Here is a 14,505-nt window from a genome sequence, read left to right as displayed (position 1 = left end):
CGGATGCTTCGGGCCATGGGTGACTCAACGCTCTCCTACGCGTCCGGCGTGTCCGCACTTCCCCTGCTGGGCGAGACGATCGGGGAGAACCTGGAGCGCGCCGCGGCCCGGTTCGCCGGCCGGGAGGCGCTGGTCGACGTGGCGACCGGCCGCCGCTGGACCTACGCTGAGTTCGACGCCGCGGTCGACGAGGTGGCACTCGGGCTGCTGGCCAGGGGCATCGCCAAGGGCGACCGGGTCGGCATCTGGGCGCCGAACTGCGCCGAGTGGGTGCTGACCCAGTACGCCACCGCCAAGATCGGGGCGATCCTGGTCAACATCAACCCGGCCTACCGTGCCCACGAGCTGGACTACGTGGTCCGCCAGTCCGGCATGCGCCTGCTGGTCAGCGCCGTCTCGTTCAAGACCGGCGACTACCGGGCGACGCTGGCCGAGATCGGCTTCGAGCCGGTGGTGTTCATCGGCGAGCGGGGCTGGGACGACCTGGTGGCGGCCGGCCGCGACGCCGACCCCGCCGCCCTGCGCGAACGGGCGCTCACGCTCTCCTTCGACGACCCGATCAACATCCAGTACACCTCGGGCACCACCGGCTTCCCCAAGGGCGCCACGCTGTCGCACCACAACATCCTCAACAACGGCTACTTCGTGGCCGAGGGCGTCGGCTACACCGAGGCCGACCGGGTGTGCCTGCCGGTGCCGCTCTACCACTGCTTCGGCATGGTCATGGGCAACCTGGCGGCGACCTCGCACGGCGCGTGCGTCGTGCTGCCCGCGCCCGGCTTCGACCCGGCGGCCACGCTGGCGGCCGTGGAGAGCGAGCGCTGCACCTCCCTGTACGGGGTGCCGACCATGTTCATCGCCGAGCTCGCTCACGCGGCCGGATATGACCTCTCCTCGCTCCGCACCGGCATCATGGCGGGCTCCCCGTGCCCGGTCGAGGTGATGAAGCGGGTGGCGGGGGAGATGCACATGAGCGAGGTGGCGATCTGTTACGGCATGACCGAGACCTCCCCGGTGTCCACGATGACCCGCCGCGACGACGGCCTCGCCCGCCGTACGGAGACGGTCGGGCAGGTCATGCCGCACCTGGAGGTGAAGATCGTCCACCCGGAGACCGGGCTGGCGGTGGCCCGCGGCGAGCCCGGCGAGCTGTGCACCCGCGGCTACTCGGTGATGCTCGGCTACTGGGACGAACCTGGCAAGAGCGCCGAGGCGATCGACGCGGCCCGCTGGATGCACACCGGCGACCTGGCCACCATGGACTCCGAGGGCTACGTCAACATCGTCGGCCGGATCAAGGACATGGTGATCAGGGGCGGGGAGAACGTCTATCCGCGTGAGATCGAGGAATACCTCTACACCCATCCCGACATCGGCGACGTGCAGGTGATCGGGGTGCCCGACGAGAAGTACGGCGAGGAGCTGATGGCCTGGATCGTGATGCGGCCAGGGGCCGAGCCGCTCACCGCCGAGGCGGTCAGGGAGTTCTGCGCCGGGCGGCTGGCCCACTTCAAGATCCCTCGCTACGTGCATCTGGTCGAGGACTTCCCGATGACCGTCACCGGGAAGATCCGCAAGGTGGAGATGCGCGAACGGGCCGCCGACCTGCTGGGCCTGCGCTAGGCCCAGACGCCTTCCTTGGCGGCGGTCCCGGCGTAGGCGGTGAAGTCGCGGGGCTCGCGGCCGAGCACCAGCCGGACGCCGTCGTGCAGGCGCGCGTACTCGCCGCGGCGGATGGCCGCGAACGTCTCCAGGGACCAGCTCAGGGCCGCCTCGGAGGCGCCCGCGGCCCGCTTGCGTTCGGCCCACCGCTCCACCGGTTCGTCGATGACGGTGACCGCCCGGCCCGTCTCTCCGGCGATGATCGACATGATGTCCTGATATGTCAGGGCACGCGGTCCTGAAAGCGGATATGTGCGGCCGGCATGCCCGCCGGCCAGCACCGCCACCGCGACGTCCGCGATGTCGGCGACGTCGATCGGCGCGTTGTACGGGCCAGGGCCAGGGCCCAGCGGCAGCCGCAGCTCGCCGGTCCTGAGCGCCGTCAGGTACGGCTCCCCGCCGAAGACCTGCTGGAACGAGCCCGGCCTGAGGATCGTCCACTCCATCGGCGACTCGCGTACCGGGATCTCACGGGAGGCCATGGGCCGGCTGCCGTACCCGGCGCTCAGGCCCGACAGCAGCACACAGCGCCGCACCCCGGCCCGCGCCGCGCACGCCATGAACGACGCCACCTTCCCGGCGTCGAACCCTGGGTCCTCCGGCGTCACCACGTACACCGCGCCCACCCCCTCGACGGCGGCGTCCCAGGTGCGCGCGTCGTCCCAGTCGAAGCGCACCGTCCGCGGCCCGGACCGCGCGGCGGGGCGCACCGGCAGGCCCCGGGCCCGCAGCCCGGCGGCGACCAGGCGGCCGGTCCTCCCCGTCGCCCCGAGAACCAGCACCGTGCCCCCGCCGTCAGTCGTCGATTCAGCCATGCGGCCCAGTCAACCCGCTCAAGGCTCGGCCAGACATGGGCGTGCGGCTCAATCACCTTCGTGATCCTCCACGGCCTAGACTCGGGCCGGTGGAGTCCCTCACCGGGCTGCTGCGCGCCGTGCGGGCCGACGGCGCCGTGCTCCGGCAGTCGTTCCTCGCGCCGCCGTGGTCGCTGGCGAACGTGGACACGCCCCCGCTGACCCTGTACGCGGTGCTGCGCGGCAACGCCTGGCTGGCGACGGAAGGCGACAGGGCGGCCTGGCTGACCGCGGGGGAGGTCGCACTCGTACGCGGCCCCGGACCGCACAGGATCGCCGACAGCCCGGACACCCCGCCCCAGGTCGTGATCCGCCGGGCGGTGCACTGCACCAGCACCACGAGCGGCGCGCCCCCGCGCCCTGCGGGCGGTGCGCTCACCCTGGTCACCGGTGCGTACCGGACCGTCGACGACGTCGGACGGCGGCTCCTCGGGGCGCTGCCCGAGCTGATCGTCGAGCCCGCCGCCCCCGACCCGCTCTCGGCCCTGCTCACCGAGGAACTGGCCGCAGAAGGGGCCGGGCGGCAACTCGTCCTGGACCGCCTGCTGGACCTGCTCCTCGTCCGCACGCTGCACGCCTGGTTCGAGCGCCCGGACACCGAGCCGCCCCGCTGGTACCACGCATTGAGCGACCCGGCAGCGGGCCCGGCCCTGCGCGCGATGCACGCCGACCCCGGCCGCGCCTGGACCGTCGACGCCCTGGCCGCCGAGGCCCTGGTCTCCCGCGCGAACCTCGCCCGCCGCTTCACCGCGCTCGTCGGCGAGGCGCCGATGGCGTACCTGACCAGATGGCGGATGGCCCTGGCCGCCGAACTGCTGCGCGAGCCGGGCGCGACGGTCGCCTCGGTCGCCCGCGCGGTCGGCTACACCAACTCCTTCGCCTTCAGCACCGCCTTCAAGCGCGCCCACGGGACCAGCCCCGGCCTCCTCACGAGAGCGCACGGTGTTCGCTCATCCCCGTAGGGTGTTAGCCAGCACGATCACTGACCGGCACCAACCGAGCGATGCGGAAGAGCACTGGCAGATGAAGCATGCTGAACTGAAGGACTTCTGGGAACAGCGCCTGGACGCGGACTGGACCGAGAGCGGCGTCGGGTACAAACAACTCGGCCTGGCGTTCAACACCTGGATCTACCGGATCCGCGGCGAGGTCTTCCGCCGCGAGGTGGGCGGCCTGGGTCTCGACCTCTCCTCCGCCCGGATCCTCGACATCGGCTCAGGGACCGGCTTCTACCTGCGCCAATGGCAGTATCTCGGCGCCGGGTCGATCACTGGGGCGGATCTGACCAGCGCGGCCGTGGAGCGCCTGCGCGGCCGTTTCCCCGGCAAGGAGATCCTCCGCCTCGACATCGCGGAGCCGGGCGACGCGATCGAGCCCGCCTCGTTCGACGCGGTCTCGGCCATGGACGTGCTGTTCCACATCACCGACGACCAACGCTACCGCTCGGCCCTGCGCTCCATCGGCCGGGCCATCAAGCCGGGCGGCGCGTTCGTCCTGTCGGAGAACTTCCTGCACGGCAGGGAGCAGCGCGGCGAGCACCAGGTCAACCACACGCTCTCGTGGATCTCCGGGGCGCTCGACGAGGCCGGCTTCGACGTCGTGCGGCGTGTGCCGATGCTCGTGCTCATGAACGCCCAGGTGGACGCCAATCCGGTATGGCGCAAGCTCTGGGGCGGTTTCCTGCGCGCCGCCACGCTCACGGAGGTCACCGGCGGGGCGGCCGGTGCGCTGCTGGCCCTCGCCGAGCGGCGGCTCGTCCGCGTCGTCCGCGAAAGCCCGACGACGGAGCTCATGATCTGCCGCCGCCGCTGATCCACGGCCCCACGCGCCGCTCAGACGGAGATCCACGGCCTGACGCGCCGCTCAGGCCGGGATTCACGGCCTGACACGCCGATCAGACAGGAAATCACGGCCTGGCGTGCCGATCAGGCGGAGATCCGGTCGGCGAAGGTCTGGATGACGCGGGCCACCGAGTCCGGGGCCTTGAGGTCGGCGCCGTGGTCCCGCTTGGGCATCACGACGCGTTCGGCGTGCGGCATCGCCCGCGCGACGGAGTCGATCATCGCGGTGACCCGGGCGGGGCTGCGGTCGCCGCTGAGCAGCACGGTCGGCACGGCGATCGACGCGTACGCGTCGAGGCGGTCGCCCAGCTCGACCATGGCCTCGAGGTCGTCGAGCTGGCCCGGCACCAGCCTGCGGTAGTGCGGGACCAGGGCGGTCAGCACACCCACCGGCCGGGCCTGCCACGCCGGCAGGCCGACGGCGTCCTGGGTGAAGACCGCCATCGCCTTGCCCGGTTTGCCCGCCGCGAACGCGGCCCGTGCTCGCCTGATGGTCTCGCCGCCCACGCCGGCCAGGACGGCGGGTTCGAAGATGACCGCGCCGTCGAAGGCCGACGGCTCCGCCACCAGGGCTTCGAGGGCGACCACCCCGCCCGAGGAGTGGCCGTAGACGATCAGGGGCCGTCCGACCTGGTGGGCGATGGCCAGGACGTCGGCGACCTCCTGGGAGACCGAGCTGCGTGAGCCGCCGGTCTTGAGGTCGAGCCGGTATTGGCGGCGGTGCAGGCGCAGGGCGCGGAACCGCCGGCCGAGGATCGCGGCGATCTTCCCGACCCTCCTCCCGTCGTCCAGCCCGGGACCGATGAGCAGGACCGCCGGGCCTCTGCCCTGCTCGTAGACGCGGATGTCGGATCCGTTGATCGTGAGCGCTGTGTCCATGGCGCCTCCCTTAGCACTGCTAAGGCTAGCTTAGCGCTGCTAAGGGGTCAACGGGAGAAGGTCCGCAGGTCCGCTGGGGCGGCGCGTCCACGTGGGTGGATCGACCGTGTACGGATCGCGTCAAGATTCGCGCCGTCCCCGTATGGAAGCCGTCAAGAAGTCCAAAACCACTCTATTTCGGCGTTTTGCTGGGTCCTGAACCGCTCATCCGGGCGGTATCCAAAAGTTCCGGAGTTGAGGAGTGGGGATGGCTGACGTCATCTTCGTCGCCCTGACGATCGCGATTTTCGTGATCTTCGGGTTCGTCGTGAGGGCGGTGGAGCGCCTGTGAGCGCCATCAACGCCACCGGTCTCGTGGTCGTCGTGGTTCTAGTGATCTTCATGGTCGCCGCCCTGCTTTTCCCGGAGCGATTCTGATGAGCGTGACCGAAGCGGGGATGATCTTCATCGTCTCCCTGATCATCGTGCTGGCCCTGGTGCACAAGCCGCTGGGCGACTACATGTACCGGGTCTACACGACGACCAGGCACAACGTCGTCGAGCGGGGCGTCTACCGGCTGCTGGGCGTTCGGTCCGACGCCGAGCAGAGCTGGGGCGTCTACGCGCGCAGCCTGCTGGCCTTCTCGGTGATCTCCATCCTCGTCGTGTACGCCATCCAGCGGCTGCAGGACAAGTTGCCGCTGAGCGTGGGCATGGCGCCGGTGACCGACCACATCGCCTGGAACACGGCGATCAGCTTCGTCACCAACACCAACTGGCAGTCCTACTCAGGCGAGTCCACCATGGGTCACCTGACCCAGATGGCGGCCCTGGCGGTGCAGAACTTCGTCTCGGCGTCGGTGGGCATGGCGGTGGCGATCGCGCTGGTGCGCGGCTTCGCCCGCCGCAAGGCCGACACGATCGGCAACTTCTGGGTGGACCTGGTTCGCGGCTGTGTGCGCATCCTGCTGCCGATCGCGTTCGTGGGCGCGCTCATCCTGGTGACCGGCGGGCTGATCCAGAACTTCTCCGGCCTGCACGAGGTGACCACGCTGACGGGCGGCACCCAGTCGATCACCGGCGGTCCGGTGGCCTCGCAGGAGGTCATCAAGGAGCTGGGCACCAACGGCGGCGGTTTCTACAACGCCAACTCCGCCCATCCCTTCGAGAACGCCGCGTCCTGGACGAACTGGTTCGAGATCTTCTTGATCCTGGTGATCCCGTTCGCGCTGCCGCGCACCTTCGGCAGGATGGTCGGCCAGGTCCGGCAGGGCTACGCGATCCTGGCCGTGATGGGCATCATGGCGCTGGCCAGCGTGCTGCTGACCAACCTGTTCGAGCTCAGCGGCAACGCCACCGTCCCCCAGGCGGTCGGCGCGGCGATGGAGGGCAAGGAGATCCGGTTCGGCGTCTCGAACTCGGCCACCTTCGGCGCCGCCACGACGCTCACCTCGACGGGTGCGGTGAACTCCTTCCACGACTCCTACACGCCGTTCGGCGGCATGATGACGATGTTCAACATGATGCTGGGCGAGGTCGCCCCGGGCGGCGTCGGCGCGGGCCTGTACGGCATGCTCATCCTCGCCGTGATCACCGTCTTCGTGGCCGGGCTGATGGTCGGCCGCACCCCGGAATACCTGGGCAAGAAGATCGGCGCCCGCGAGATCAAGCTCGCCTCCATGTACTTCCTCATCACCCCGACGCTGGTCCTGATCGGCACGGCGTTCGCGATGGGCTCCTCGGAGCAGCGCGCGAGCATGCTCAACGGCGGCCCGCACGGCCTGTCCGAGATCCTGTACGCCTTCACCAGCGCCTCCAACAACAACGGCTCGGCCTTCGCCGGCCTCACGGTCAACACGCCCTGGTACGACGTGGCGCTCGGCCTGTGCATGGTCTTCGGCCGGTTCCTGCCGATCATCCTGGTGCTGGCGCTGGCCGGTTCGCTGGCCAGGCAGTCGCCCGTCCCCGAGGGTGCGGGCACGCTGCCGACCCACCGGCCGCAGTTCGTCGGCATGGTCGTCGGCGTGACGATCATCCTGGTCGCCCTCACCTTCCTCCCGGCGCTCGCGCTCGGCCCCATCGCAGAAGGACTGTCCTGACATGTCAACCCCCGTGCTGGAGGAGACACCCGTCTCCAAGCGGGACGGCCGCGTGGGCGGCGGTCTCCTGGATCCCAGACAACTCCTCGTATCGCTGCCGGACGCGCTGAAGAAGCTGAACCCGGCCACGTTGTGGCGCAACCCGGTGATGTTCATCGTGGAGATCGGCGCGGTGTTCACCACTGTGCTGGCCGTCCTCGACCCGTCGTTCTTCGCCTGGGCCATCGTGGTGTGGTTGTGGCTGACCGTGGTCTTCGCGAACCTGGCCGAGGCTGTGGCCGAGGGGCGCGGCAAGGCGCAGGCGGCGACGCTGCGCAAGGCCAAGACCGACACCATGGCGCGCCGGCTGAAGAGCCGGACCTCGGCCGAGTGGGACACGGTCGGCGCACCGGAGCTGAAGCAGGGTGACTTCGTCGTCGTCGAGGCGGGGGAGACCATCCCCGGTGACGGCGACGTGGTGGAGGGCATCGCGTCGGTGGACGAGTCGGCCATCACCGGCGAGTCCGCCCCGGTCATCCGCGAGTCCGGCGGCGACCGCTCGGCGGTGACCGGCGGCACCAAGGTGTTGTCCGACCGGATCGTCGTGCAGATCACCCAGAAGCCCGGCGAGAGCTTCATCGACCGGATGATCGCCCTGGTCGAGGGCGCGAACCGGCAGAAGACGCCGAACGAGATCGCGCTCAACATCCTGCTGTCCGCCCTGACGATCATCTTCCTGATCGCGACCGTGACCATGCAGCCGCTGGCGATCTACTCCAAGCTGATCAACCCGGGAGTGCCGGACTCCCTCGCGCTGAACGCCGACGGCGTCAGCGGCGTGGTGCTCGTCTCGCTGCTGGTCTGCCTGATCCCGACCACCATCGGCGCGTTGTTGTCGGCGATCGGCATCGCCGGCATGGACCGCCTGGTGCAGCGCAACGTGCTGGCCATGTCCGGTCGTGCGGTCGAGGCGGCGGGGGATGTGTCCACGCTGCTGCTGGACAAGACCGGCACCATCACGCTGGGCAACCGGCAGGCCGCCGAGTTCGTCCCCGTGAACGGGATCAGCGAGGGCGAACTGGCCGAGGCGGCGCAACTGTCCAGCCTGGCCGACGAGACCCCCGAGGGCCGCTCGATCGTGGTGTTCGCCAAGGAGCGCTACGGCCTGCGCGAGCGGGAGATCCACGGCGCCGAGTGGGTGCAGTTCACCGCGCAGACCCGCATGTCCGGGGTGAACTTCGAGGGCCGCGAGGTCCGCAAGGGCGCCGCCACGGCGGTGATGAAGTGGGTGCGCGACGCCGGGGGTCACCCGACCGACGAGATCGGTCATCTCGTGGACGGCATCTCGGCCTCCGGCGGCACTCCGCTGGTCGTGGCGGAGCGGGGCCGCGTGCTGGGCGTCATCCATCTCAAGGACGTCGTCAAGCAGGGCATGCGGGAGCGGTTCGACGAGATGCGCAGGATGGGCATCCGCACGGTCATGATCACCGGTGACAACCCGCTGACCGCCAAGGCGATCGCGGATGAGGCCGGGGTGGACGACTTCCTGGCCGAGGCCACGCCGGAGGACAAGCTGGCGCTGATCAGGAAGGAGCAGGAGGGCGGCCGGCTGGTCGCGATGACCGGTGACGGCACCAACGACGCCCCCGCGCTGGCGCAGTCGGACGTCGGCGTGGCGATGAACACCGGCACCTCGGCCGCCAAGGAGGCCGGGAACATGGTGGACCTCGACTCCAACCCGACCAAGCTCATCGAGATCGTCGAGATCGGCAAGCAGTTGCTGATCACGCGCGGCGCGCTGACCACGTTCTCGATCGCGAACGACATCGCCAAATACTTCGCGATCATCCCGGCCATGTTCGCGGCCGTCTACCCGGGCCTGGACGCGCTCAACATCATGCGTCTGGCCAGCCCGCAGTCCGCGATCCTGGCCGCGGTCGTCTTCAACGCGCTGGTCATCATCGCGCTGATCCCGCTGTCGCTGCGCGGCGTGAGATACCGGCCCTCCAGCGCCTCCAAGCTGCTGTCCCGCAACCTGTACGTCTACGGCCTGGGCGGCATCATCGCGCCGTTCATCGGCATCAAGATCATCGACCTTCTGATCCAGTTCCTTCCGGGGATGAGCTAAATGGAACGTCTACCCAGCTGGTTGCGCCAGCATCTGGCCGCGATCCGGGCGGTCGCCGTCCTGACCGTGCTGCTCGGCCTGATCTATCCGCTGGTCACCACCGGCGTCGCCCAGGCGCTGTTCAACGGCAACGCCAACGGCTCGATCGTCCAGTCCGGAGGTAAGGACGTGGGCAGCGCGATCATCGGCCAGAACTTCACCGACAAGGACGGCAACCCGGTCAGGAAGTACTTCCAGTCCCGGCCGTCAGCGGCCGGTGACGGCTACGACCCGACCTCGACCAGCGCCAGCAACCTCGGCCCCGAGGACATCGTGGACACCCTGGCGGTGCCCGGCGCCAAGGACGAGGAGGGCAACCCGGATGAGGGCAAGCAGTCGCTGCTCACCCAGGTCTGCGCCCGCTCCAAGGCGGCCGGCGAGCTGGAGGGCGTCAGCGGCGCCCGCCCGTTCTGCACGCCGGACGGGGTCGGCGCGGTGCTGAAGGTCTTCCCCGACCGGGCCGTCAGCGTCAACCAGGCCTGCCCCGCCGCGCCGTTCATCGCCTCCTACCAGGGGCTGAGGGTGGAGTGCGGCAAGCCGGGCGAGGACTACGCGGCGGGCAGGACCGTGCCCGTGCGCGGGAACGTGACCACCGTGGAAGTGCCGGCCGACGCGGTGACGGCGAGCGGCTCCGGCCTGGACCCGCACATCTCCGTGGCCTACGCCGAGCTCCAGGCGCCCCGCGTGGCCAAGGAGCGCGGGGTCGCCCTCGACCGGGTGAAGGCGCTGATCGGCGAGCACACCACCGGCAGGGCGCTCGGCTTCATGGGCGAACCCGCCGTCAACGTGCTCGAACTCAACCTGGCACTCGACCGCCGATGAGCCGGGGCCGCCTGCGGGTCTACCTCGGGGCGGCGCCCGGGGTGGGCAAGACGTACGCGATGCTCGGCGAGGGCCGCAGGGGCCTGGAGCGGGGCAGGGACGTGGTCGTGGGTTTCGTCGAGACCCACGGCCGCCCCCGCACCGAGGCCCTGCTGGAGGGCCTGGAGATCATCCCGCGCAAGACGATCGTCTACCGGGGGACCACCTTCACCGAGCTGGACGTGGCCGCCGTCATCGAACGGGCGCCCAAGGTCGCGCTGGTCGACGAGCTGGCCCACACCAACGTGCCGGGCTCGAAGAACGTCAAGCGCTGGCAGGACATCGACGAGATCCTGGACGCGGGCATCGACGTCGTCTCCACCGTGAACATCCAGCACCTGGAGTCGGTCAACGACGTCGTCCAGGAGATCACCGGCGTGCCGCAGCGCGAGACCGTACCGGACGAGGTGGTGCGCCGCGCCGACCAGATCGAGCTGGTGGACATGTCGCCCGACGCGCTGCGCCGCCGCATGGCGCACGGCAACGTCTACGCACCGTCGAAGGTCGACGCGGCGCTGTCGAACTACTTCCGCGTCGGCAACCTGACCGCGCTGCGCGAGCTGGCCCTGTTGTGGGTGGCGGGAAAGGTGGACGACCAGCTCGACCGCTACCGTGCCGACCACGGCATCGCGACCACCTGGGAGGCGCGCGAGCGCGTGGTGGTCGCGCTGACCGGCGGCCCGGAGGGCGACACCCTGGTGCGCAGGGCCGCCCGCATCGCCGCCCGAACCAAGGGCGCCGACCTGCTGGCCGTCCACGTGACCAGCGCGGACGGGCTGGCCGGAGCCGACCCCGCCAGCTTGACCCGTCAGCGCACGCTGGTCGAGGACATGGGCGGCACCTACCACCAGGTCGTCGGCGACGACATTCCGCGCGCGCTGCTGGACTTCGCGCGCGGGGTCAACGCCACCCAGCTCGTCCTCGGCGCCTCACGCAGAGGCCGCTTCGCGCAGGTCTTCTCGCGCGGCGTCGGAGTGGAGACCACGGCCCGATCGGGCTCCATCGACGTGCACATGATCACGCACGAGGAGGCCAAGAAGGGCCGCGGCAGGCCGGGGCGGTCGCGGGCCGCGCTCACCCGCACGCGCCGGCTGAGCGGCTGGGCGCTGGCGGTGGCCGGGATGCCGCTGCTGACCGCCGTGCTGACGCCGTTCAGGGATCTGCTGTCGCTGCCCAGCGAGATCCTGTTCTTCCTCTGCCTGACCGTCGGCGTCGCGCTGGCGGGCGGCATGTGGCCGGCCATCACGGCCGCGGTCGGCGGGTCGCTGCTGCTCAACTGGTACTTCACGCCGCCGATCGGCGAGTTCACCATCAGCGACCCGGAGAACCTGTTCGCGCTGCTGGTGTTCGTGCTGGTGGCGGCGGCGGTGAGCACGATCGTGGACATCGCCGCCCGGCGGACGAGGGAGGCCGCCCGCGCGAGCGCGGACGCCGAACTGCTGTCCACCCTGGCCGGGCACGTGCTGCGCGGCCAGGCCGCCGTGCCCTCCCTGCTGGAACGCATGCGCGAGACGTTCGGCCTGAGCTCGGTCACCCTGCTGGAACGGCGGCCCGAGGCCGCCCGCACCCCCGACGACCAGTCGGACCCGGACGTCTGGCGGATCGTGGCCACCTCGGGCGGCGCCCCGTCCACCTGCCCCGGCCAGTCCGACACCGACGTGGTCATCGACGAGGACATGATGCTGGCCGCCAAGGGAGGGCCGCTGGAGGCCGCCGACCGTACGGTGCTGGAGGCGTTCGCCGCCGAGGCCGCCGTCGCGCTGCGCCAGGAACGCCTGCAGGAGGCGGCCGAGCAGGCCCGCCCGCTGGCCGAGGCCGACAAGATGCGCACCGCGCTGCTCGCCGCCGTCAGCCACGACCTGCGCACCCCGCTCGCCTCCGCCAAGGCCGCCGTCGAGAGCCTGGCCGGCACCGAGATCGCCTGGTCGCGCGAGGATCGGGACGAACTGCTGGCCACCGCCGATGAGTCCCTGGACAAACTGGCCCGGCTGGTGGCCAACCTGCTCGACATGAGCCGCCTGCAGGCCGGCGTGCTCGGCGCGAACCCGCAGCCGATCGCCCTGGAGGAGATCATCCCGCGCGCCATCGACGACCTTGGCCCGCTACGCGACCGGATCGAGGGCGACGTCTCCATCGAGCTGCCCGAGATCCTCGCCGACCCCGCCCTGCTGGAACGCGTCCTGGTCAACCTCATGTCCAACGCGGTGCGCTACAGCCCGCCGGACAAGACGGTGCTCATCACCGCGAGCTGGCACGGCGAGCACGTCGAGATCCGCGTGATGGATCGCGGACCGGGCATCCCGCCGGAGGCGCACGACCGGGTCTTCCAGCCGTTCCAGCGGCTCGGCGACCGTGACAACCACTCGGGTGTCGGGCTCGGCCTGGCCCTGTCTCGCGGCCTGACCGAGGCGATGGGCGGGACCCTCGTACCAGAAGAGACCCCAGGGGGAGGCCTCACCATGATTCTCACGCTGCCCATCTCCAGCCGGGCGGTGACGCCGTGACCCGCATCCTCGTCGTCGACGACGAGCCGCAGATCCTGCGCGCCCTGCGCATCAACCTGGCCGCCCGGCACTACGAGGTCACGGTCGCCGCCGACGGGGCCTCGGCCCTGCGCGCGGCCGTGGACGGTACGCCCGACCTGGTCATCCTCGACCTCGGGCTGCCCGACATCGACGGAGTGGACGTCATCCACGGCCTGCGCGGCTGGACCACCATCCCGATCATCGTGCTGTCCGGCCGGGCCGGCAACCAGGACAAGATCGAGGCCCTGGACGCCGGCGCCGACGACTACGTCACCAAGCCGTTCGGCATCGACGAGCTGCTCGCCCGGGTGCGGGCCGTCGCCCGGCGCACCGCCATCCAGGAGGCCGAGCTGGCCAGCATCCAGCTCGGCGACCACGTCATCGACCTGGCCGGCAAGACCGTCTCCGGCGAGATCCGGCTGACGCCGACCGAGTGGCACATCCTGGAGCTGCTGCTGCGCCACCCGGGCAAGCTGATCAGCCAGCGGCAGATCCTGACCGAGGTGTGGGGTTCCCGTTTCGTCAAGGAGACCCACTACCTGCGGCAGTACATGGCCCAGCTGCGCCGCAAGCTCGAACGCGACCCGGCCCACCCCGCGCACCTGATCACCGAACCCGGCATGGGCTACCGCTTCACGCCGTGATCACCAGCGGCGGTAGACCTCCTCGGCCCAGCCGTACAGGCCGTCGATCTCCACCGCCTCCCCGTCGTCGGCCACGACCGTGCCCCGGTAGTGGCCGAACGCCTGGGCCTCCCTGCTGCGCATGTACAGCGCCCGGCGCACGTCGCCCAGCCTGACGTGCTCGGGGACGAACTCCAGGTCCACCCGCTCGCCGGTGATCCGCCAGGGGGCGTGCCAGTCGGAGGTGTCGTACCGCCAGACCAGCTCCTCGCTGATCTTGTGCAGGCGGCCGTCCAGGAGGAGCGCGTTCTCGACGCTGCCGGTGCCGTCGGTCCACTTGCCGCCGACCTGCACGGCCACGTCCCGGCCGCCGGGGCGGCCGGCCGCGGCGCCCCAGTTCCACAGGATGGGGGAGCGCCAGCGGCCCCGGCCGAGGTCGAGCGTGGCCAGCGCGTCATCGGCGGTGAACGTCCGCGTCCTGCCGTTGACGCGTACGGTGCCCTCGGCGGGCCGCCCGACATCCTTGAGCGTGTACTGGAAACGCCGCGAGGACCACGGCACCACCAGCGACAGGCTCTCCCTGCCCGGCACCCGGCGCACGAGCAGGTCCGCCTCCAGTTCGGCCGACCTCACCCGCAACCGGGAGCCCTCGGCAGTCTCGTCCACGCTGATCCGCAGCTCGCCCGCGCCGATCCGCACGCTGCCCTCGCCGCCGCGCTCGGAGAAGGACACGTGCCGGGCGGGCACGAGCAGCCCCCGGCTCGACACCTGCTCGCCGGTGCGCCGGTCCAGGAACCAGGCCGACTCGCCCGCCAGGTAGTCGAGGCTGCTCGCGCTGAACGCGAACACCATCTCCTGGCTGGTCACACACCAGTAGTCCCAGCGCATCGTGCGGCCCCAGCCGCGGATGTTGGCCCGCTGCAACGGGACCCGGCTCCAGCCGACGGCCGCGGGGTTGAGCCGCCCGTCGGGCAGGCACAGGTCCACCCTCGCGGTGATCTCCCGTTCTCGTACGGCGTGCGGACTGCTCTGCATG

General features: G+C 70.7%; 12 protein-coding genes. 9 read left to right on the top strand and 3 right to left on the bottom strand.

The features are described from left to right. The first annotated feature begins 15 nt into the window (after nucleotides 1-15). Complete coding sequence (locus ACFPZ3_RS21605; protein WP_379515986.1) at nucleotides 16-1,623, top strand: AMP-binding protein; 1,608 nt, start codon at nucleotides 16-18, stop codon at nucleotides 1,621-1,623. Here the strand turns inward: ACFPZ3_RS21605 and ACFPZ3_RS21600 are convergent. After that, complete coding sequence (locus ACFPZ3_RS21600; RefSeq protein WP_379515985.1) at nucleotides 1,620-2,477, bottom strand: NAD(P)H-binding protein; 858 nt, start codon at nucleotides 2,475-2,477, stop codon at nucleotides 1,620-1,622. The genes ACFPZ3_RS21605 and ACFPZ3_RS21600 overlap by 4 nt on opposite strands. Before the next feature lie 89 nt (nucleotides 2,478-2,566). Between ACFPZ3_RS21600 and ACFPZ3_RS21595 the strand changes: the two genes are divergently transcribed. Continuing rightward, a complete protein-coding gene (locus ACFPZ3_RS21595) occupies nucleotides 2,567-3,478 on the top strand; it encodes an AraC family transcriptional regulator (protein ID WP_379515984.1) in 912 nt (303 codons plus the stop codon). A 61-nt stretch (nucleotides 3,479-3,539) separates the two neighbouring features. Continuing rightward, entirely contained in the window at nucleotides 3,540-4,328 is a 789-nt protein-coding gene (locus tag ACFPZ3_RS21590) for a class I SAM-dependent DNA methyltransferase (RefSeq protein ID WP_379515983.1), read from the top strand. A 113-nt stretch (nucleotides 4,329-4,441) separates the two neighbouring features. Here ACFPZ3_RS21590 and ACFPZ3_RS21585 read toward each other — a convergent pair whose 3' ends face one another. Next, on the bottom strand, nucleotides 4,442-5,236 hold the full coding sequence (locus tag ACFPZ3_RS21585) for an alpha/beta fold hydrolase (RefSeq protein ID WP_379515982.1): 795 nt from the start codon (nucleotides 5,234-5,236) through the stop codon (nucleotides 4,442-4,444). 327 nt (nucleotides 5,237-5,563) lie between these two features. Here ACFPZ3_RS21585 and kdpF point away from each other — a divergent pair, with 327 nt between their 5' ends. The 6 genes from kdpF to ACFPZ3_RS21555 are packed head-to-tail and all read left to right on the top strand — an operon-like array spanning nucleotide 5,564 to nucleotide 13,490. After that, nucleotides 5,564-5,653 carry a K(+)-transporting ATPase subunit F gene (gene kdpF / locus ACFPZ3_RS21580; protein ID WP_379515981.1) on the top strand — a complete coding sequence of 30 codons (90 nt, stop codon included), beginning with the start codon at nucleotides 5,564-5,566 and terminating at the stop codon, nucleotides 5,651-5,653. Continuing rightward, complete coding sequence (kdpA, locus tag ACFPZ3_RS21575; RefSeq protein WP_379515980.1) at nucleotides 5,653-7,314, top strand: potassium-transporting ATPase subunit KdpA; 1,662 nt, start codon at nucleotides 5,653-5,655, stop codon at nucleotides 7,312-7,314. Before kdpF ends, kdpA begins: the two co-directional genes overlap by 1 nt. A 1-nt stretch (nucleotide 7,315) precedes the next feature. Continuing rightward, nucleotides 7,316-9,421, top strand: coding sequence for a potassium-transporting ATPase subunit KdpB (kdpB, locus tag ACFPZ3_RS21570; protein ID WP_379515979.1), 2,106 nt, complete (start codon nucleotides 7,316-7,318; stop codon nucleotides 9,419-9,421). After that, on the top strand, nucleotides 9,422-10,282 hold the full coding sequence (locus ACFPZ3_RS21565) for a potassium-transporting ATPase subunit C (RefSeq protein ID WP_379515978.1): 861 nt from the start codon (nucleotides 9,422-9,424) through the stop codon (nucleotides 10,280-10,282). Continuing rightward, nucleotides 10,279-12,825 carry a DUF4118 domain-containing protein gene (locus tag ACFPZ3_RS21560; RefSeq protein ID WP_379515977.1) on the top strand — a complete coding sequence of 849 codons (2,547 nt, stop codon included), beginning with the start codon at nucleotides 10,279-10,281 and terminating at the stop codon, nucleotides 12,823-12,825. Before ACFPZ3_RS21565 ends, ACFPZ3_RS21560 begins: the two co-directional genes overlap by 4 nt. Then, nucleotides 12,822-13,490, top strand: a complete 669-nt coding sequence (locus ACFPZ3_RS21555) for a response regulator (protein ID WP_379515976.1) — start codon at nucleotides 12,822-12,824, stop codon at nucleotides 13,488-13,490. Before ACFPZ3_RS21560 ends, ACFPZ3_RS21555 begins: the two co-directional genes overlap by 4 nt. On the opposite strand, the gene ACFPZ3_RS21550 is transcribed toward ACFPZ3_RS21555, so the two are convergent. Beyond that, entirely contained in the window at nucleotides 13,491-14,504 is a 1,014-nt protein-coding gene (locus ACFPZ3_RS21550) for a DUF2804 domain-containing protein (protein WP_379515975.1), read from the bottom strand. It lies immediately after the preceding gene. Nucleotide 14,505: the final 1 nt, after the last annotated feature.

The sequence above is a fragment of the Nonomuraea insulae genome, from assembly GCF_042656245.1.
This window is presented reverse-complemented; position numbering and strand designations above follow the sequence as displayed.